This window comes from Listeria rocourtiae subsp. hofi (genome assembly GCF_963575615.1).
GTDB classification, from domain to species: domain Bacteria; phylum Bacillota; class Bacilli; order Lactobacillales; family Listeriaceae; genus Listeria_A; species Listeria_A hofi.
Genome location: NZ_CAUYTL010000025.1, coordinates 20,945 through 36,771, shown reverse-complemented (window position 1 = coordinate 36,771; position 15,827 = coordinate 20,945). Strand labels below are relative to the sequence as shown.

Genomic DNA, 15,827 nt, shown 5'->3' with positions numbered 1-15,827 from the left:
ATTATACCTTGCCTAAAACAGAAAGTAAAGTGATTACACAAAAAAGCCTGAAAAGTCATACAGACCTCTCAAGCTTTCCCATTTACTTATAAAACGATTCAATAACCGGCTTCATCTTATCAATCACGAGCCCACTACCGCCACGACCGTTCACATCCTCAATCATAGCTAACATGAGGTAGTTTGGCTGATCACTATCAAACGCGAGTAAGAAGCCATTTTCAAGACCACTTTCGCCTTGTTTTTGTTTTAGTTCGGCAGTTCCGGTTTTCGCGGCAATGTTGTGCCCCGCGATTTGGAGTTTATGCGCCGTTCCTTCTGGTTTGGAAACAGCTTGAACGAGAGCTGCTTTGACAGTGTTCGCTGTTTCTGCACTCATCGGTTCTTTTGCTGCTTTCGTCTCCTCTGTTGTGTTCAACTTCGGATAGACCATCTTCCCATTATTGGCGAATGGTGTGTATGCTACTGCTTGTTGGATAGGTGACATCAATAATTCACCTTGACCATAAGCCGTATCAGCTAGCAAAATATCTGATTTAATACCATCGTTGGAAATTTGCGCTGGCTCCATGTTAAATGGTAGATCAAATTCTTCACCAAAATCGAATTTTTTCAGGCCATCTTGGAATTTAGTTTCGCCCATTGCCAAACCTTCTTGTGCAAAATAAATATTATCTGAATTCACTAGTGCATCAACCATGTTCACTTTCGGGACATCATGGACGCGCGTCACGAAATATTTACCCCACGATTTGTCTTTTTGCCACTGCAAACCAGAAATTTCGCGCACTTTGTCGGGTTTTGTTGTTCCATTTTCAAGTCCTACTGCTGCTGTAATTGTTTTAAAAGTTGATCCTGGTGCATAGCGTGTAGCATAACGAGCTAGGAATGGTAGTTTTTTGTCGTCTGTGTATTTTTTGTAGTCTTCACTTGAAATTCCTGCTACCATCTGATTCGTATCATAAGATGGAGAACTCACAAGCGCCGCGAGATTACCGTTTGTAGGATTGATCACTGTCGCAGAACCAACCTCACCTTTTAGCGCGTTAAAAGCATTTTGCTGAATCTGACTATCGATTGTCAATTTAATCGTATCGCCATCTTTTTTCTCATTTTGTTGCAGAACAGTTTCCTCTTTTGTGTCATCATTTACAATCAAGATGCGCCCGCCATTCACACCGCGCAACGCCTTGTCATAATAACGCTCCAAGCCAGCTTTTCCGATTATATCGCCAGCGTTTAGCAATTTATTCTTTTCGATATCTTCGGCGCTCACTTCACCAACATAGCCAATCAAATGTGCAGCTGCTTGGCTTAGCGGATAATAACGCGATTCAATCGTTGCGTAGCTCACACCAGTCATTTGTACAGGAGATCCGGTTGTTAGGACCTTAATCGGCACAAACGTATCCGGATGTACCCAGCTTTGTGATAGCTTCTTTTCTAAATCAGCAACAGGAATATCGAATTTTTTACTAATCGCTTCCAAATTTTTCGCTTTGGCATCACCTTCACCAAGATCATTCGGAACAATTCCAACCTCGCTAACATTTTTATTAATCGCGAGCCCTTTACCATTCACATCCTGGATCTGACCACGTTTCGCCTCATCTGTCGTCAGGCGTACTTTATCCGATTTCACCATTCCTGGAAAAATTAAATTCGGTTGCCAATCTACTTTCCAATTATCATCCTCACTTGAAATCGTAGCACTATATTTCTGCTCCGCCATCTCACCAAGCGTCGTTGTCATTTTCAAACTATATGTCAATTTATAATTATTTTTTGCATCGTCATGTGCCACTTTCAAGTCAGAAACCTTGATGTCACGCGCGTCGATACCTGTGTAAACCGTTTTATATTTCGCTTCCATTTCCTTCGCCGTAAAACCGCTCTTTTTCAGTGATTCTTTCGTCACATCATCCGAGAGTTTTGTGAAATTCTGCTTTTTAATATTTGTTGTAAAATTCTCCGCGGCTTCGTTTGCCATTTTCTCATTCTTCGCACTGCTATTCATGAAATAGTAAGTCGCGGCCCCTCCAATAGCAAGCACTAAAACAACGATGAGACTTATCCAGACTACTTTCTTATTACTCTTTTTTTGTCTACGCACCTTGTTCCCTCCATTTGTAGCTTGTTTTGACTGCTTCTTTATTATAGCAAAGGATTGCTCAATCAGCACTAATCTTTAAAAATTCTTTCTCTTCTCTCGATTGCTTCGTAAAATCGCGTTTCAACTCTAATAAATAACGCAAGTCATTGAGAAATTGGAACAACAATGCGCGCCCTTCAAATTCTTCTCTCGTCTTTGGTAACTCACTTTCACGAAAATCAGTAAGCATCTGATTCACATCTGTAACCAGATCCTCCGCCGGATTCTGCTCTGAGAGTGATAGTGCGGTTTTCTCAACCAAGCTAGCCATTTTTTCTGCATGCTCCGTCAAAATACTAATTTCACGTACCGACTGACTCATCTGCCTCATCACGCGCAATTGCACTGTTCGCATATCGATATATTTAATATAATATCGCGAATCCGCAAATAGCTGATTATCCAAATGGCGACGTGACTGTTCATTAGCTTCTGTTAAGTACTGCGCCAACTGCTTAATCAGCTTTTTTTCATCTAAATAAAGCGGTTCCCGTTTCAAATCCTGTGCAAAACAAAAGAAAATTTGCCGCATCACGGACTCAATTTTTTGTCGTTGTTGCTTCATTTCGCCGTCCATTTTAGGCATGTATAAGTTCAGCAATATGCCAATTCCAGCACCGACCGCCATGAGTAGCATCTCATTTGTAAACCAGAATAGCGAGAGCGATTGCTCAACTAAGATATGCGTCACAAGTACCGAACTTACAACGATGCCATCCGTTACTTTAAGACGTGCTGCGATTGGGATGAAAACGAGTAAATAAAGGCCGAATGCAATCGCGTTGAAACCTAGTAGCATGAAGAAAATTGCAGATATTGTTAGTGCGATCACCGTCGAGTATATACGCTGTAGCGCGAGTTGAATGGAGCCTTTTTTGGTATTTTGAATACTTAGAACTGTAATTAGGCCTGCTGAGACGGCATATTCAAGGCCCAACCATTCAGCGATTAAGATGGCAATCGTGGCCCCAAAAGCAGTCTTTATTGTACGTAATCCTATTTTCAACGTCTTTCACCTCTTTTTTCTATCGTTTTCTATTGTACACTATGTAGCTAGAATGAAAAAGCTAAGTATGAAATGTGGAGCATAAATTAAAGAACCACCTGCGAAATAACAATAATTCGGAGGTGGTTCTTTGTCGTTTTATCAAGCTTCTCGTGCCAGCCCTTCGAAGTTTTCTCCACCTACGCAAAAGTCAAATGCGGACTTTTACTTCGGCGGTTCCAAACTTTTTCAGGCCTAACGGGCACACTTAGCATCTTGGGTTATCGAGCTTCTCGCGCCAAACCTTCGGAACTTTCTCCACCTACGCAAAAATCAAAAGCGGATTTTCATTTCGGCGGCTGCAAGTTCTTTCAGGTCTGAACCGGCGCGGTCAGCATCTAATTATAAGTGTTTCGATTCCTCTAGTTCAGCAACTTCTTGCTCTTTTCCTAGTACGGATGATTTCAGTTTGCGGTAGTGGTGAATACCTGTACCGGCTGGAATCAGTTTACCTAGGATAACATTTTCTTTCAAGCCGAGTAGTTCATCGGTTTTACCTTTGATCGCTGCATCTGTAAGAACTCGTGTTGTTTCTTGGAATGATGCGGCAGACAAGAAGGAGTCTGTTTCAAGGGATGCTTTTGTAATACCTAGCAATACTGGGCGTCCAGTTGCTGGTTGTTTACCGGCAAGTAATGCGTCACGGTTTGACTCAGTAAATGTATGCACATCCATTAATGTACCTGGTAAGATGTTTGTATCACCAGTATCCATCACACGGATTTTACGTAGCATTTGACGAACCATAACCTCAACGTGTTTATCGCCGATTTCAACCCCTTGCATCCGGTAAACTTTTTGTACCTCAGCAAGTAGGTATTCTTGTACGGAAAGAACGTCACGAACGCGAATCAATGCTTTCGGATCAATTGAACCTTCTGTCAACGCTTCTCCACGATCAACAATGTCTCCAACTTTGACACGAAGGCGTGCAGTATAAGGAATACTGTAGCTACGACGGTCTTCATCTTTACCTTGTATCACGATTTCTTGTTGACGATCGCGTGCTTCTTCAATAGAAACAACTTCACCTTCAACTTCGGTAATAATCGCTTGACCTTTAGGATTACGTGCTTCAAAAATCTCTTGGATACGTGGAAGACCTTGCGTGATATCATCTCCGGCTACCCCACCTGTATGGAACGTACGCATAGTAAGCTGTGTACCTGGTTCCCCGATAGATTGTGCAGCGATAATACCAACTGCTTCCCCAACTTCGACTTCTGTTCCTGTTGCCAAGTTTTTACCGTAACATTTTTTACATACTCCGTGTTTTGTATTACATGTAAACGCGGAACGGATCGTTACTTGCTCAATTCCAGCTTCTACAACACGACGCGATTTCTCTTCTGTTATCAAGTCATTTTCAGCAACAATCACTTCGCCAGTTTCTGGATGTCTAATTGATTTACGAGCATAGCGACCTTCCAAACGTTCTTCCAATGCTTCGATGATTTCTGTACCTTCACGGATAGCTTGGATTTCAAGACCACGGTCAGTGCCACAATCGTATTCACGAATGATAACATCTTGCGCCACATCAACGAGACGACGAGTAAGATAACCTGAATCGGCTGTTTTAAGGGCTGTATCAGTAAGACCTTTACGCGCACCATGCGTCGAGATAAAGTATTCCAAAACTGTCAATCCTTCACGGAAATTCGATGTGATTGGAAGTTCTACGATACGTCCAGATGGATCTGCCATCAGACCACGCATTCCCGCAAGCTGTGTAAAGTTGGAAATATTACCACGAGCTCCGGAATCTTGCATCATGAAAATTGGATTTAAGCGATCCAAACTCAAGATTAGTTTTCCTTGAATAACATCTTTCGCTTCATTCCAAACACCGATAACACGTTCATATCTTTCGTCATCTGTAATCAGACCACGGCGGAATGTTTTCGTAATTTTCTCCACTTTATCATGCGCTTCATCAAGAATGTCATGCTTTTCTTCAAGCGTCAAAATATCCGCAATACCAACTGTCATACCAGCTTTTGTAGAGATTTTGAAACCTAAATCTTTCATGCGGTCAAGCATGCGAGATGTTTCTGTGATATGGAACTTTTTGAAGACTTCCGCGATGATGTTTCCTAAGATTTTTTTCTTGAACGGGTCGACAATTTCTTGTTCTTGAATATGTTTTTTCACATCAACGCCTGTATCTACGAAATATTTCTTAGGTGTTTCAACTTCTAGATTATAATTTGTAGGTTCGTTAATATATGGGAATGTAGTCGGCAAAATGGTATTGAAAATCAGCTTACCAACTGTTGTGATTAGTAATTGCTTACGTTGTTCGTCAGTAAATCTTTCGTTGTCAATCGAGCCTGCAACAACCGCAATACGTGAGTGCAAATGAACATAGCCGTTTTGGTATGCTAATTGCGCTTCGTTAATATCTGTGAATACTGTACCTTCACCAACCGTACCTTCACGTTCAAGCGTCAAGTAGTAGTTACCTAGTACCATATCTTGAGAAGGCGTTACAACTGGTTTACCATCTTTCGGGTTCAAAATGTTTTGAGCAGCGAGCATCAAAATACGCGCTTCTGCTTGCGCTTCCGCAGATAGTGGAACATGGACAGCCATTTGGTCACCATCAAAATCGGCGTTATAAGCTGTACATACTAGCGGATGCAGACGAATTGCACGTCCTTCAACAAGTGTTGGTTCGAAAGCTTGGATACCTAGTCTATGCAAAGTAGGGGCACGGTTAAGTAACACTGGATGCTCACGAATAACTTCTTCTAATACATCCCAAATTTCAGGAGAAGAGCGTTCGATTTTGCGTTTTGCACTCTTAATGTTATGAGCAAGACCACGACCTACCAATTCTTTCATAACGAAAGGCTTGAATAGTTCAAGAGCCATCTCTTTTGGAAGCCCACATTGGTACATTTTCAGGTTAGGACCTACGACGATAACGGAACGACCAGAATAATCGACACGTTTACCTAGCAAGTTTTGACGGAAACGACCTTGCTTCCCTTTAAGCATGTGAGATAGTGATTTCAACGGACGATTACCCGGCCCTGTTACAGGACGACCACGACGACCATTATCAATCAAAGCATCCACTGCTTCTTGGAGCATCCGTTTTTCATTCTGCACGATGATGTTAGGCGCACCTAAATCAAGTAAGCGTTTCAGACGATTATTCCGGTTAATTACGCGGCGATAAAGGTCATTCAAATCACTTGTCGCAAAACGTCCACCTTCAAGTTGAACCATTGGGCGGATTTCTGGTGGGATAACTGGAAGCACGTCAAGAACCATCCAACTTGGATCATTGCCAGAATGACGAAACGCTTCTAGAACTTCTAAACGGCGGATTGCGCGAGTTCTACGTTGCCCTTGTGCCGATTTCAATTCTTCTTTCAAGCCATCAACTTCTTTTTCAAGCTGAATGTCTGATAGAAGTTTTTTGATTGCTTCTGCGCCCATTCCGGCTTGGAATGATTGGCTATATTTCTCACGGTAAACGCGATACTCTTTTTCAGAAAGCAATTGTTTCTTTTCAAGCGGTGTATCGCCTGGTTCTGTTACAACATAGGAAGCAAAATAGATAACTTCCTCCAATGCTCGCGGTGACATATCAAGCGCAAGTCCCATACGGCTCGGAATACCTTTAAAGTACCAAATATGTGTTACCGGTGCAGCTAGTTCGATGTGTCCCATACGCTCACGACGAACTTTGGACTTCGTAACTTCAACGCCACAACGGTCACAAACAACGCCTTTATAGCGAACACGTTTGTATTTCCCACAAGAACATTCCCAGTCTTTCATTGGTCCGAAGATTCTTTCACAGAACAAACCATCGCGCTCAGGTTTCAGCGTACGATAGTTGATTGTTTCTGGTTTTTTAACTTCTCCGTGTGACCATGAACGAATTTTATCTGGAGACGCAAGACCTATTTTCATATACTCAAAATTTTTCACATCTAACACTGGTCTACCTCCTAAATTCTAGCGAGTAGCCTATTCCAAATAAATCGGCGGCAAGCGATCGCATTCCGCCAATTTTGCAGACTTCCGGTTCTCATGTACACGAGTACACTCCGCTTCCGGCTTCCACAAAATTGACGAAATACAACCGCTTTCGCTCGATTTGCGTGAAGCAGAATCTACATCTTACCCGAAAGTGCAAAAACAGGTTTGGCATTCTACTCGTCTAGCGTTTTTGTTATTCATGTTCTATATTCAGCATCTGGCACTGTTTCCTATAAGAAAACAGTGCGTTCAGCTTTTTATCTCTGAATCCAGCTTCAAGATCCAGCCTCTCGGAAATTTCGTGGCCTCCGCAAAAACCAAATGCGGGTTTCAACTCCGCCCTCTAACAATTTCTGTCGAGGCTAACGGGCTCTTTCAGCTTTTTATTATTGATTCGAGTCTATTATTCCTGCTGGTTTTGCTGGCTCGGATACGATGTTGAAAGCGTCGTTTTGAGCGCCGAATTCTTCGTCTTCTAGGTCGCGTAATTCAATTTCTTCTTTGTCAGCGGAGAGGATTTTTACGTCCATTCCTAGACTTTGAAGCTCTTTAATTAATACCTTGAAGGATTCTGGTACGCCTGGTTCTGGAATGCTTTCTCCTTTAACAATGGCTTCGTATGTTTTCACACGTCCAACCACGTCATCAGATTTAATCGTTAGGATTTCTTGAAGTGTATAAGCGGCACCATATGCTTCTAGTGCCCAAACTTCCATCTCTCCGAAACGTTGTCCACCGAACTGTGCTTTACCGCCTAGTGGTTGTTGTGTTACTAGTGAGTAAGGCCCAGTTGAACGAGCATGTAATTTATCATCAACCATGTGGGCAAGTTTAATCATGTACATAATACCGACAGAAATACGATTATCGAATGGTTCACCTGTACGTCCATCATAAAGCGTTGTTTTCGCATCTGGTGCCATACCGGATTCGGCAACTGTACTCCATACATCTTCATCATTCGCGCCGTCAAATACTGGTGTCGCGATGTGAATGCCGAGGTAACGAGCTGCCATACCTAAATGAAGCTCAAGTACTTGTCCAATATTCATCCGTGATGGTACACCTAGCGGGTTAAGCATGATATCTACTGGCGTTCCGTCTGGCATAAATGGCATATCTTCTTCTGGTAAAATACGAGAGATAACCCCTTTATTTCCATGACGTCCGGCCATTTTATCGCCTTCATGAATTTTACGTTTTTGAACGATATAAACACGAACGAGTTGGTTTACACCTGGTGGTAACTCATCGCCTGCTTCACGTGTAAAGATTTTCACGTCAAGGACAATACCGTCACCGCCATGTGGTACGCGCAATGATGTATCGCGAACTTCACGCGCTTTTTCACCGAATATAGCGTGTAGTAGACGTTCTTCTGCTGTTAATTCTGTAACCCCTTTTGGTGTTACTTTACCAACGAGCAAGTCGCCGTCTTTTACTTCTGCTCCGACACGGATAACACCGCGTTCATCAAGGTCACGCAATGCGTCTTCCCCAACGTTTGGAATATCACGCGTCATTTCCTCAGGTCCGAGTTTTGTATCACGCGCTTCTGATTCAAATTCTTCAATATGAATCGACGTGTAGACATCATCTTTTACAAGACGTTCACTCATAATGATTGCATCCTCATAGTTGTAACCATCCCAAGTCATGAATGCTACAAGAACATTACGACCTAAAGCAAGCTCTCCGGAATCCATTGAAGGACCGTTACCAAGGATTTCACCTTTTGTTACGCGGTCTCCTTCTGCAACGTTTGGAGATTGGTTGTAACACGTACCATGATTCGAACGAACAAATTTGCGCAGCGTATATTTATCAATGCCCCCGCTAACTTCTTTGCCATCCACTTCGGAAATACGACGAACCCAGATTTCTCTAGCTTCTACGTGTTCTACAAGACCATCATGTTTACAAACGACAGCAGCACCAGAATCGCGGGCAGAAACGTGTTCCATACCTGTTCCGATGATTGGCGCTTCCGGATTAAGAAGCGGTACAGCTTGACGTTGCATGTTGGCTCCCATTAGCGCACGGTTGGAGTCATCATTTTCAAGGAACGGAATACATGCCGTCGCAACCGAAACTACTTGTTTTGGCGATACATCCATGTAATCGATACGCTCTTTTTCAACAGCTAAATTGGCAGAACGGAAACGTGCCATAACTTCTTCTTCTGTAAAAGTACCAAGCTCATCCAATTTGGAGTTCGCTTGCGCCACTACGTAGTTATCTTCTTCGTCTGCAGTCAGATAGTCAATCGTATCTGTTACACGGTTCGTTTCTGGATCAACACGACGATATGGTGTTTCAATAAAACCAAACTTGTTCACTTTTGCAAATGATGACAAGGAGTTAATCAGTCCAATATTCGGGCCCTCAGGCGTTTCAATCGGACACATACGACCATAGTGAGAATAATGCACGTCACGTACTTCATAACCAGCACGTTCACGCGTCAAACCACCGGGGCCAAGCGCTGAAAGACGACGTTTATGCGTCAATTCGGCCAATGGATTCGTTTGGTCCATGAATTGTGATAACTGCGAGCTACCAAAGAATTCTTTAATGGACGCCACTACTGGACGAATATTAATTAATTGTTGAGGTGTTACCGTACTCATGTCTTGAATCGACATACGCTCACGAACAACACGTTCCATACGTGATAAACCAATACGGAACTGATTTTGTAAAAGTTCCCCAACTGAACGCAAACGACGGTTACCAAGATGGTCAATATCATCTGTGTCCCCTACTCCGTGAAGTAAGTTGAAGAAATAACTGATAGAAGAAATAATATCGGCTGGCGTAATGTGTTTTACGCTCTCATCGATGTAGGCATTACCAATCACATTGATAATTTTTTCTTCTTCACTGTTCGGTGCATAAATTTTGATAGATTGAACAACCACGCTATCTTCCATCACACCACCAGTTGGACGAAGTGTACGGAACCCAACGCCATTTTCAAGATTATCAATAATAGCATCTAATTTACGACGATCTAAAATTTCACCTTTAGACGCGATAATTTCACCAGTCTCTGGATCAACTAACGTTTCAGCAAGCGTTTGGTTAAATAGTCGATTCTTCAAATGCACTTTTTTGTTGATTTTGTAACGACCAACATTCGCTAAATCATAACGTTTTGGATCAAAAAAGCGGGATACGAGCAAGCTCTTCGCATTTTCAACTGTTGGTGGTTCACCAGGACGTAAGCGCTCGTAAATTTCAAGCAATGCTTTGTCCGCATTATCGGTATTATCTTTCTCAAGTGTGTTGCGTAAGTAGTCATTCTCCCCGATTAATTCCAGAATTTCGCTATCGGAACCGAATCCTAGCGCACGTAAAAGAACAGTAACTGGTAATTTACGCGTCCGATCGATTCTCACATGAACAACATCTTTGGCGTCTGTTTCATACTCAAGCCACGCTCCACGGTTAGGGATGACAGTAGAACCAAAACCTTTTTTACCATTTTTGTCGAGTTTCCCGTTAAAATAAACACCCGGAGAACGTACTAATTGCGATACAATAACACGCTCGGCACCATTAATAACAAATGTACCCATCTCGGTCATAAGCGGGAAATCGCCCATGAATACTTCCTGATCTTTCACTTCGCCCGTCTCTTTATTGATAAGACGTAACTTTACACGCAATGGCGCTGCATAATTCGCATCACGATTTTTCGACTCTTCTACTGAATATTTCGGATCTCCCAAATTGTAGTCGATAAATTCTAGTGACAAATTCCCAGCAAAATCCTCAATTGGAGAAATATCGCGGAACATTTCACGTAATCCCTCATCCAAAAACCACTGGTAGGACTTCGATTGAATCTCGATTAAGTTTGGCAACTCCAACACTTCACTAATACGAGCGAAACTTCTACGTTGGCGATGTCTTCCGTACTGAACTAGTTGACCTGACAACTCATTCACCCTCTCAAATAAACTAAATTTATTAAGCACATTGCAACAAAAATAGTACAATGGAACTTGGCAAAAATACCTAAAAAAGACAAAAAGAAAGTGGGCTCCTCAAAGAAAACCACTATTTTCTTGCTATGTGAACCAAACAGGCTAAAACTGCAATTCCTCGCGTACGCACCAACAAATATGGTGATATCGATTCTTTTGGCATCTTACTATAATATCATAATGAAAAGATGGCGTCAATGATTAGAGCCTAGTTGCGTTTATCTTCCTGTTGAAATAATCAAATTCTGCTATATATTTATCTATACACACCAGAAACACAAGATATCCTTTTTTGATTTCACCGCTTTGAGCCGTTAATTCTGTTACACTATTATTTTTTAGAAAATTAAAAAGCTATTATCCATTGAGCTAGATAATAACTTTTCATTTATTATAGAAGCGATAATCATTCTTTCATACTCCGATAAATAAAATAACCTTTATCCTTTGCAACTACTTCCACATTTCCGAAAACCTCTTCCATTTTCGCCATCGCAGAAGGCCCACCTTGTTTTTTCTGAATGACGATCCACAAGCTACCACCTGTTTTTAGTCGCTCAAAACTCCCAGCCAAAATCTCATGCACAATTTTTTTACCCGCTCGAATTGGAGGATTACTAATAATATCCGTATAATCAGCATCTTTCACACCGTCATATACCGAACTCTCGAACACACGGACATTCGTCAGCCCATTATTCGCCGCGTTTTCCGCAGATAATTCCAGCGCACGGTCGTTCACATCAATCATATCGACTTGCGCATCAGGATAACTTTTCGCAAAAGCTAAGCCAATCGGACCATATCCACAACCGACATCTAGCATCTTCCCTGCCGCATCACTCGCTTCAAAACTCTCAATCAAAAGGCGCGATCCGAAATCAACCGTCGTTTTAGAGAAAACACCAGCGTCACTGATGAATTTAATCGAGTTTCCACGCAATTCGAAAGCCCATGTTTTGCGGCTATGATCCAAATCGCTATTTTTCGTATAGTAATGTTTATTGCTCATGTTTTTTCGCCACCTTTCTATGTATAAAAAAAGAAGAGCGCCAGATCAGCGTAAGGCTAATTTGGTGCTCTTCATCTCTAGTTTCGCGTGCCAGCTTCTTGGAAATTTGTTGTGGTTCTTAGGAAGCGTTTTATGATTCCTTAGAACCACAATATGAGTTGTGAATGAAATGAACATTCATTCGCCCCTAACAATTTCTGTCGAAGCTGACGGGCACGTTCAACTTTTATTACTTAACAGCTACGTTAGCGCCAACTTCTTCAAGTTTAGCAACGATTTCGTCTGCTTCTTCTTTAGAAACGCCTTCTTTAAGAGCTTTAGGAGCGTTATCTACAACTTCTTTAGCTTCTTTCAAGCCAAGACCAGTGATTTCACGAACCACTTTGATAACTTTGATTTTTTGATCTCCAGCAGAAGCTAGTTCTACTGTAAATTCAGTTTGTTCAGCGGCAGCAGCGCCACCAGCAGCAGCACCAGCAGCTACAGGAGCAGCAGCAGTTACGCCAAATTCTTCTTCGATTGCTTTTACTAAATCGTTTAATTCTAGTACAGTTGCTTCTTTTACGGAAGCAATGATTTCTTCAATGTTTAAAGCCATTTTGAAATTCCTCCATTATAATATAATTTTCGGTCTATGCCGATTTGGTTGTTGGTGAAGAGTCACCGGTTTGAAAATTAAGCGCCTTGTTCTTCTTTTTGGGTTGCAACAGCTTTTGTTGCAAGTGCCAAGTTACGAACTGGAGCTTGAAGTACGCTAAGCAGCATAGATAGTAAACCTTCGCGTGATGGTAGAGAAGCAAGTGCTTTAACATCTTCAACTGAAGATACTTTACCTTCGATGATACCAGCTTTAATTTCTAGTGCTTCATGTTTCTCCGCAAATTCATGAATAATTTTAGCAGGAGCAACAACGTCTTCATTACTGAAAGCGATCGCGCTAGGACCTGTCAATACTTCGTTTAAACCTTCTAAGCCCGCAGCCTCAGCAGCACGACGCATTAACGAGTTCTTGTATACTTTAAAATCAATACCAGCTTCACGTAATTGTTTACGTAATTCGGTGATTTCAGCAACTGTTAAACCGCGATAGTCAACGATTACTGTAGAAGCACTGTCTTTGAATTTCGTAGTGATTTCATTAACAGCACCTTGTTTCAATTCTAAAATTTTACTCATCTTTGTTTTCCACCTCCATCGTGATTGTTCTAAAGCCGTAAAAACGACCCTAAAGCATATAAGAAACCCCTCACACCGTAGACGTGAGGGGTTCACAAGTTAAGTTCACAATGAATCTAACTTTCAAAATCCTCGGCGGGCAAAATTAAGCGTACAAGACGCGCCTGCTGTCTACGGTTAGGATATTCTGTTTTGTTTCGACTTTGCTATTCTACCAAAATAGAATCACGCCGTCAAGCTCAATCCTAAGAAAAACTTAGAATGAAGATGGATCTACTTTAACACCAGGACCAAATGTAGTTGTAACGGTTACGTTTTTTACATATACTCCCTTAGCCGCAGCAGGTTTTGCTTTTTGAAGAACATCGTTAATTGTACGGAAGTTCTCAACAAGCTTAGCAGCATCAAATGATACTTTACCAATCGCAGTGTGGACATTACCAGACTTGTCAACGCGGTATTCTACTTTACCAGCTTTGATTTCGTTCACTGCTTTTGTTACGTCCATTGTTACTGTTCCTGTTTTAGGGTTTGGCATTAAACCTTTTGGTCCTAAGACACGGCCTAATTTACCAACTTCACCCATCATATCAGGTGTTGCTACGATAACGTCAAATTCAAACCAACCTTGGTTAATTTTAGTTACGTAATCGCCTTCTCCAACGTAATCAGCGCCAGCAGCCTCAGCTTCTTTTGCTTTTTCGCCTTTTGCAAATACTAATACGCGTTGTGTTTTACCTGTTCCATTCGGAAGTACAACAGCGCCGCGGATTTGTTGATCTGCTTTTTTAGGGTCAACGCCTAAACGAAATGCTACTTCAACAGTTGCATCGAATTTAGCGAAGTCTGCTTTTTGAGCAAGTTCGACAGCTTCTTCAACGGAATAAGCTTTGTCAGTATCGATTAGCTTGACAGCGTCTTGATACTTTTTACCTTTCTTAGCCATTCTTTTTTCCTCCTATTCTGTGGTTATATCGGAATTTCCTCCCACGTAAATCAGATGCGAGACCTGATTTGAAATAAGAAAAGATGAACGTATTATTCTAAATATGATAAACGGTTCGACCCGCTTCGTTCAGTTGTTCTTTTTCTTATTCCTGATACGCGTAATACATGATTGGTATTAGTCTTCGATTGTAATACCCATGCTGCGCGCAGTACCTTCAACCATACGCATTGCAGATTCAACATTTGCAGCGTTTAGATCCGGCATTTTTAATTCAGCGATTTCTTGTACTTGAGCACGTTTCACAACCGCAACTTTATTACGGTTTGGTTCACCTGATCCTTTTTCAACTTTAGCTGCTTTTTTAAGCAAGACTGCTGCTGGCGGAGTTTTAGTGATGAATGTGAAAGAACGATCTTCATACACAGAAATCACAACAGGAATAATTAGACCAGCTTGATCGCTTGTGCGCGCATTGAACTCCTTACAGAATCCCATAATGTTTACACCCGCTTGACCTAGTGCTGGACCAACTGGTGGAGCTGGATTAGCTTTACCTGCTGGAATTTGCAATTTTACCTCTTTGATTACTTTTTTAGCCACGAGACACACCTCCTTAAGTCCGTGATGTGGTTTAATGGGGTTAATCATTTCCCCTCCCACGTTAAAACAGCACAAATTGTACCTCATATAGAATAACATTAAGCTCGCTGTATTGCAAGATTTTTTTACGTTTTAAAATTTATCTACATATAAATGTCGCGGTGTCAAAATCATATCGAACATTTTTCTTAGTTCGCCACATATTGAGGTATTCGGTGTAATGAGTGGCTGCATTTTTGGCCCAACCATCGTCTATTGCCCTTAAGAGTCTAATCGTCTCTTCAAAAGCGCGTTTTCTTGTATCGCCGTATAAATCATCCTCATTTTTGCGAATATTAAGTAAGATCGCGATGTTTCAGCTCGTATTCTAGCCCCATTCGAAAAGCTAGGTGGAGAAAAACTTCATATTTGAAAATGTTGAAATCCTGTGTTTTGAATAAGCTTACCATTTCGCCACGTTCATCACCGTATAAAAGATACCCCTCCTCCTCATTCCAATCCATGCAGAGCTCACCAAATCCGCCAGAGTTTTTGAAATAGAGATGAAAGTCAATGTCATAAAGCGATGCAATACTTTTTAGTTGCAGATAAATCGACTTGGCGTATTCTCCACTAGACACCATTCACAAAATACCTCCTTTAGAATAAAGAAAGACTCGGATACACACGCATCCAAGCCTCAGACTGTAGAAAAACTAACTCATATAAATTTGTCGCCAAACTTCAGCGTGTTGACAAATGCTTAGTTTCTAGGCAAAAGCGAGTACCGGCGCGGAGCGTACTGGAGTACGTGAGCACTGGAATGGAGTTTTTAACGACGAAAATGAGTGTTTGTCGACACGCTGAAAACCGGATACACACGCATCCAAGCCTCTCTTATTTTTTTAGTGCGCGCCATATTA

At 41.7% G+C, this 15,827-nt stretch carries 10 protein-coding genes and 1 other annotated feature; all 10 genes read right to left on the bottom strand.

The genetic code is table 11. From position 1 onward, the window contains the following. Nucleotides 1–82: 82 nt before the first annotated feature. The 10 genes from pbp4 to R8925_RS10975 all read right to left on the bottom strand — a co-directional run bounded on the left by pbp4 (nucleotide 83) and on the right by R8925_RS10975 (nucleotide 15,548). Nucleotides 83–2,113, bottom strand: a complete 2,031-nt coding sequence (gene pbp4 / locus R8925_RS11020; RefSeq protein WP_430535908.1) for a penicillin-binding protein PBP4(5) — start codon at nucleotides 2,111–2,113, stop codon at nucleotides 83–85. 58 nt (nucleotides 2,114–2,171) lie between these two features. Further along, entirely contained in the window at nucleotides 2,172–3,158 is a 987-nt protein-coding gene (locus R8925_RS11015; RefSeq protein ID WP_430535907.1) for an aromatic acid exporter family protein, read from the bottom strand. A gap of 381 nt (nucleotides 3,159–3,539) precedes the next feature. Further along, on the bottom strand, nucleotides 3,540–7,154 hold the full coding sequence (gene rpoC, locus R8925_RS11010) for a DNA-directed RNA polymerase subunit beta' (RefSeq protein ID WP_185460583.1): 3,615 nt from the start codon (nucleotides 7,152–7,154) through the stop codon (nucleotides 3,540–3,542). 428 nt (nucleotides 7,155–7,582) lie between these two features. After that, nucleotides 7,583–11,140, bottom strand: a complete 3,558-nt coding sequence (gene rpoB / locus R8925_RS11005) for a DNA-directed RNA polymerase subunit beta (protein ID WP_430539440.1) — start codon at nucleotides 11,138–11,140, stop codon at nucleotides 7,583–7,585. A gap of 454 nt (nucleotides 11,141–11,594) precedes the next feature. After that, on the bottom strand, nucleotides 11,595–12,200 hold the full coding sequence (locus tag R8925_RS11000) for a class I SAM-dependent methyltransferase (protein WP_430535905.1): 606 nt from the start codon (nucleotides 12,198–12,200) through the stop codon (nucleotides 11,595–11,597). A 229-nt stretch (nucleotides 12,201–12,429) separates the two neighbouring features. Continuing rightward, nucleotides 12,430–12,798 (bottom strand): 50S ribosomal protein L7/L12, encoded by a 369-nt coding sequence (rplL, locus tag R8925_RS10995; protein ID WP_430535904.1) that lies wholly within the window; start codon nucleotides 12,796–12,798, stop codon nucleotides 12,430–12,432. A 77-nt stretch (nucleotides 12,799–12,875) separates the two neighbouring features. Further along, nucleotides 12,876–13,376 (bottom strand): 50S ribosomal protein L10, encoded by a 501-nt coding sequence (rplJ, locus tag R8925_RS10990; RefSeq protein WP_036071369.1) that lies wholly within the window; start codon nucleotides 13,374–13,376, stop codon nucleotides 12,876–12,878. A gap of 51 nt (nucleotides 13,377–13,427) precedes the next feature. Further along, nucleotides 13,428–13,571, bottom strand: a sequence feature (ribosomal protein L10 leader region). 61 nt (nucleotides 13,572–13,632) lie between these two features. Continuing rightward, nucleotides 13,633–14,322 carry a 50S ribosomal protein L1 gene (gene rplA, locus R8925_RS10985; RefSeq protein ID WP_036071368.1) on the bottom strand — a complete coding sequence of 230 codons (690 nt, stop codon included), beginning with the start codon at nucleotides 14,320–14,322 and terminating at the stop codon, nucleotides 13,633–13,635. Between the two features lie 177 nt (nucleotides 14,323–14,499). Continuing rightward, a complete protein-coding gene (rplK, locus tag R8925_RS10980; protein WP_036071367.1) occupies nucleotides 14,500–14,925 on the bottom strand; it encodes a 50S ribosomal protein L11 in 426 nt (141 codons plus the stop codon). 335 nt (nucleotides 14,926–15,260) lie between these two features. Then, the gene (locus R8925_RS10975) at nucleotides 15,261–15,548 is read right to left on the bottom strand and encodes an Imm63 family immunity protein (RefSeq protein ID WP_430535903.1); all 288 of its coding nucleotides are present in this window, start codon (nucleotides 15,546–15,548) and stop codon (nucleotides 15,261–15,263) included. Nucleotides 15,549–15,827: the final 279 nt, after the last annotated feature.

What these genes read in the sequence shown, in the direction of transcription:
- R8925_RS11000 (WP_430535905.1), bottom strand. Translation starts at nt 12,200, where the DNA reads ATGAGCAATAAACATTACTATACGAAAAATAGCGATTTGGATCATAGC.
- rplL (WP_430535904.1), bottom strand. Translation starts at nt 12,798, where the DNA reads ATGGCTTTAAACATTGAAGAAATCATTGCTTCCGTAAAAGAAGCAACT.
- rplJ (WP_036071369.1), bottom strand. Translation starts at nt 13,376, where the DNA reads ATGAGTAAAATTTTAGAATTGAAACAAGGTGCTGTTAATGAAATCACT.
- rplA (WP_036071368.1), bottom strand. Translation starts at nt 14,322, where the DNA reads ATGGCTAAGAAAGGTAAAAAGTATCAAGACGCTGTCAAGCTAATCGAT.
- R8925_RS10975 (WP_430535903.1), bottom strand. Translation starts at nt 15,548, where the DNA reads ATGGTGTCTAGTGGAGAATACGCCAAGTCGATTTATCTGCAACTAAAA.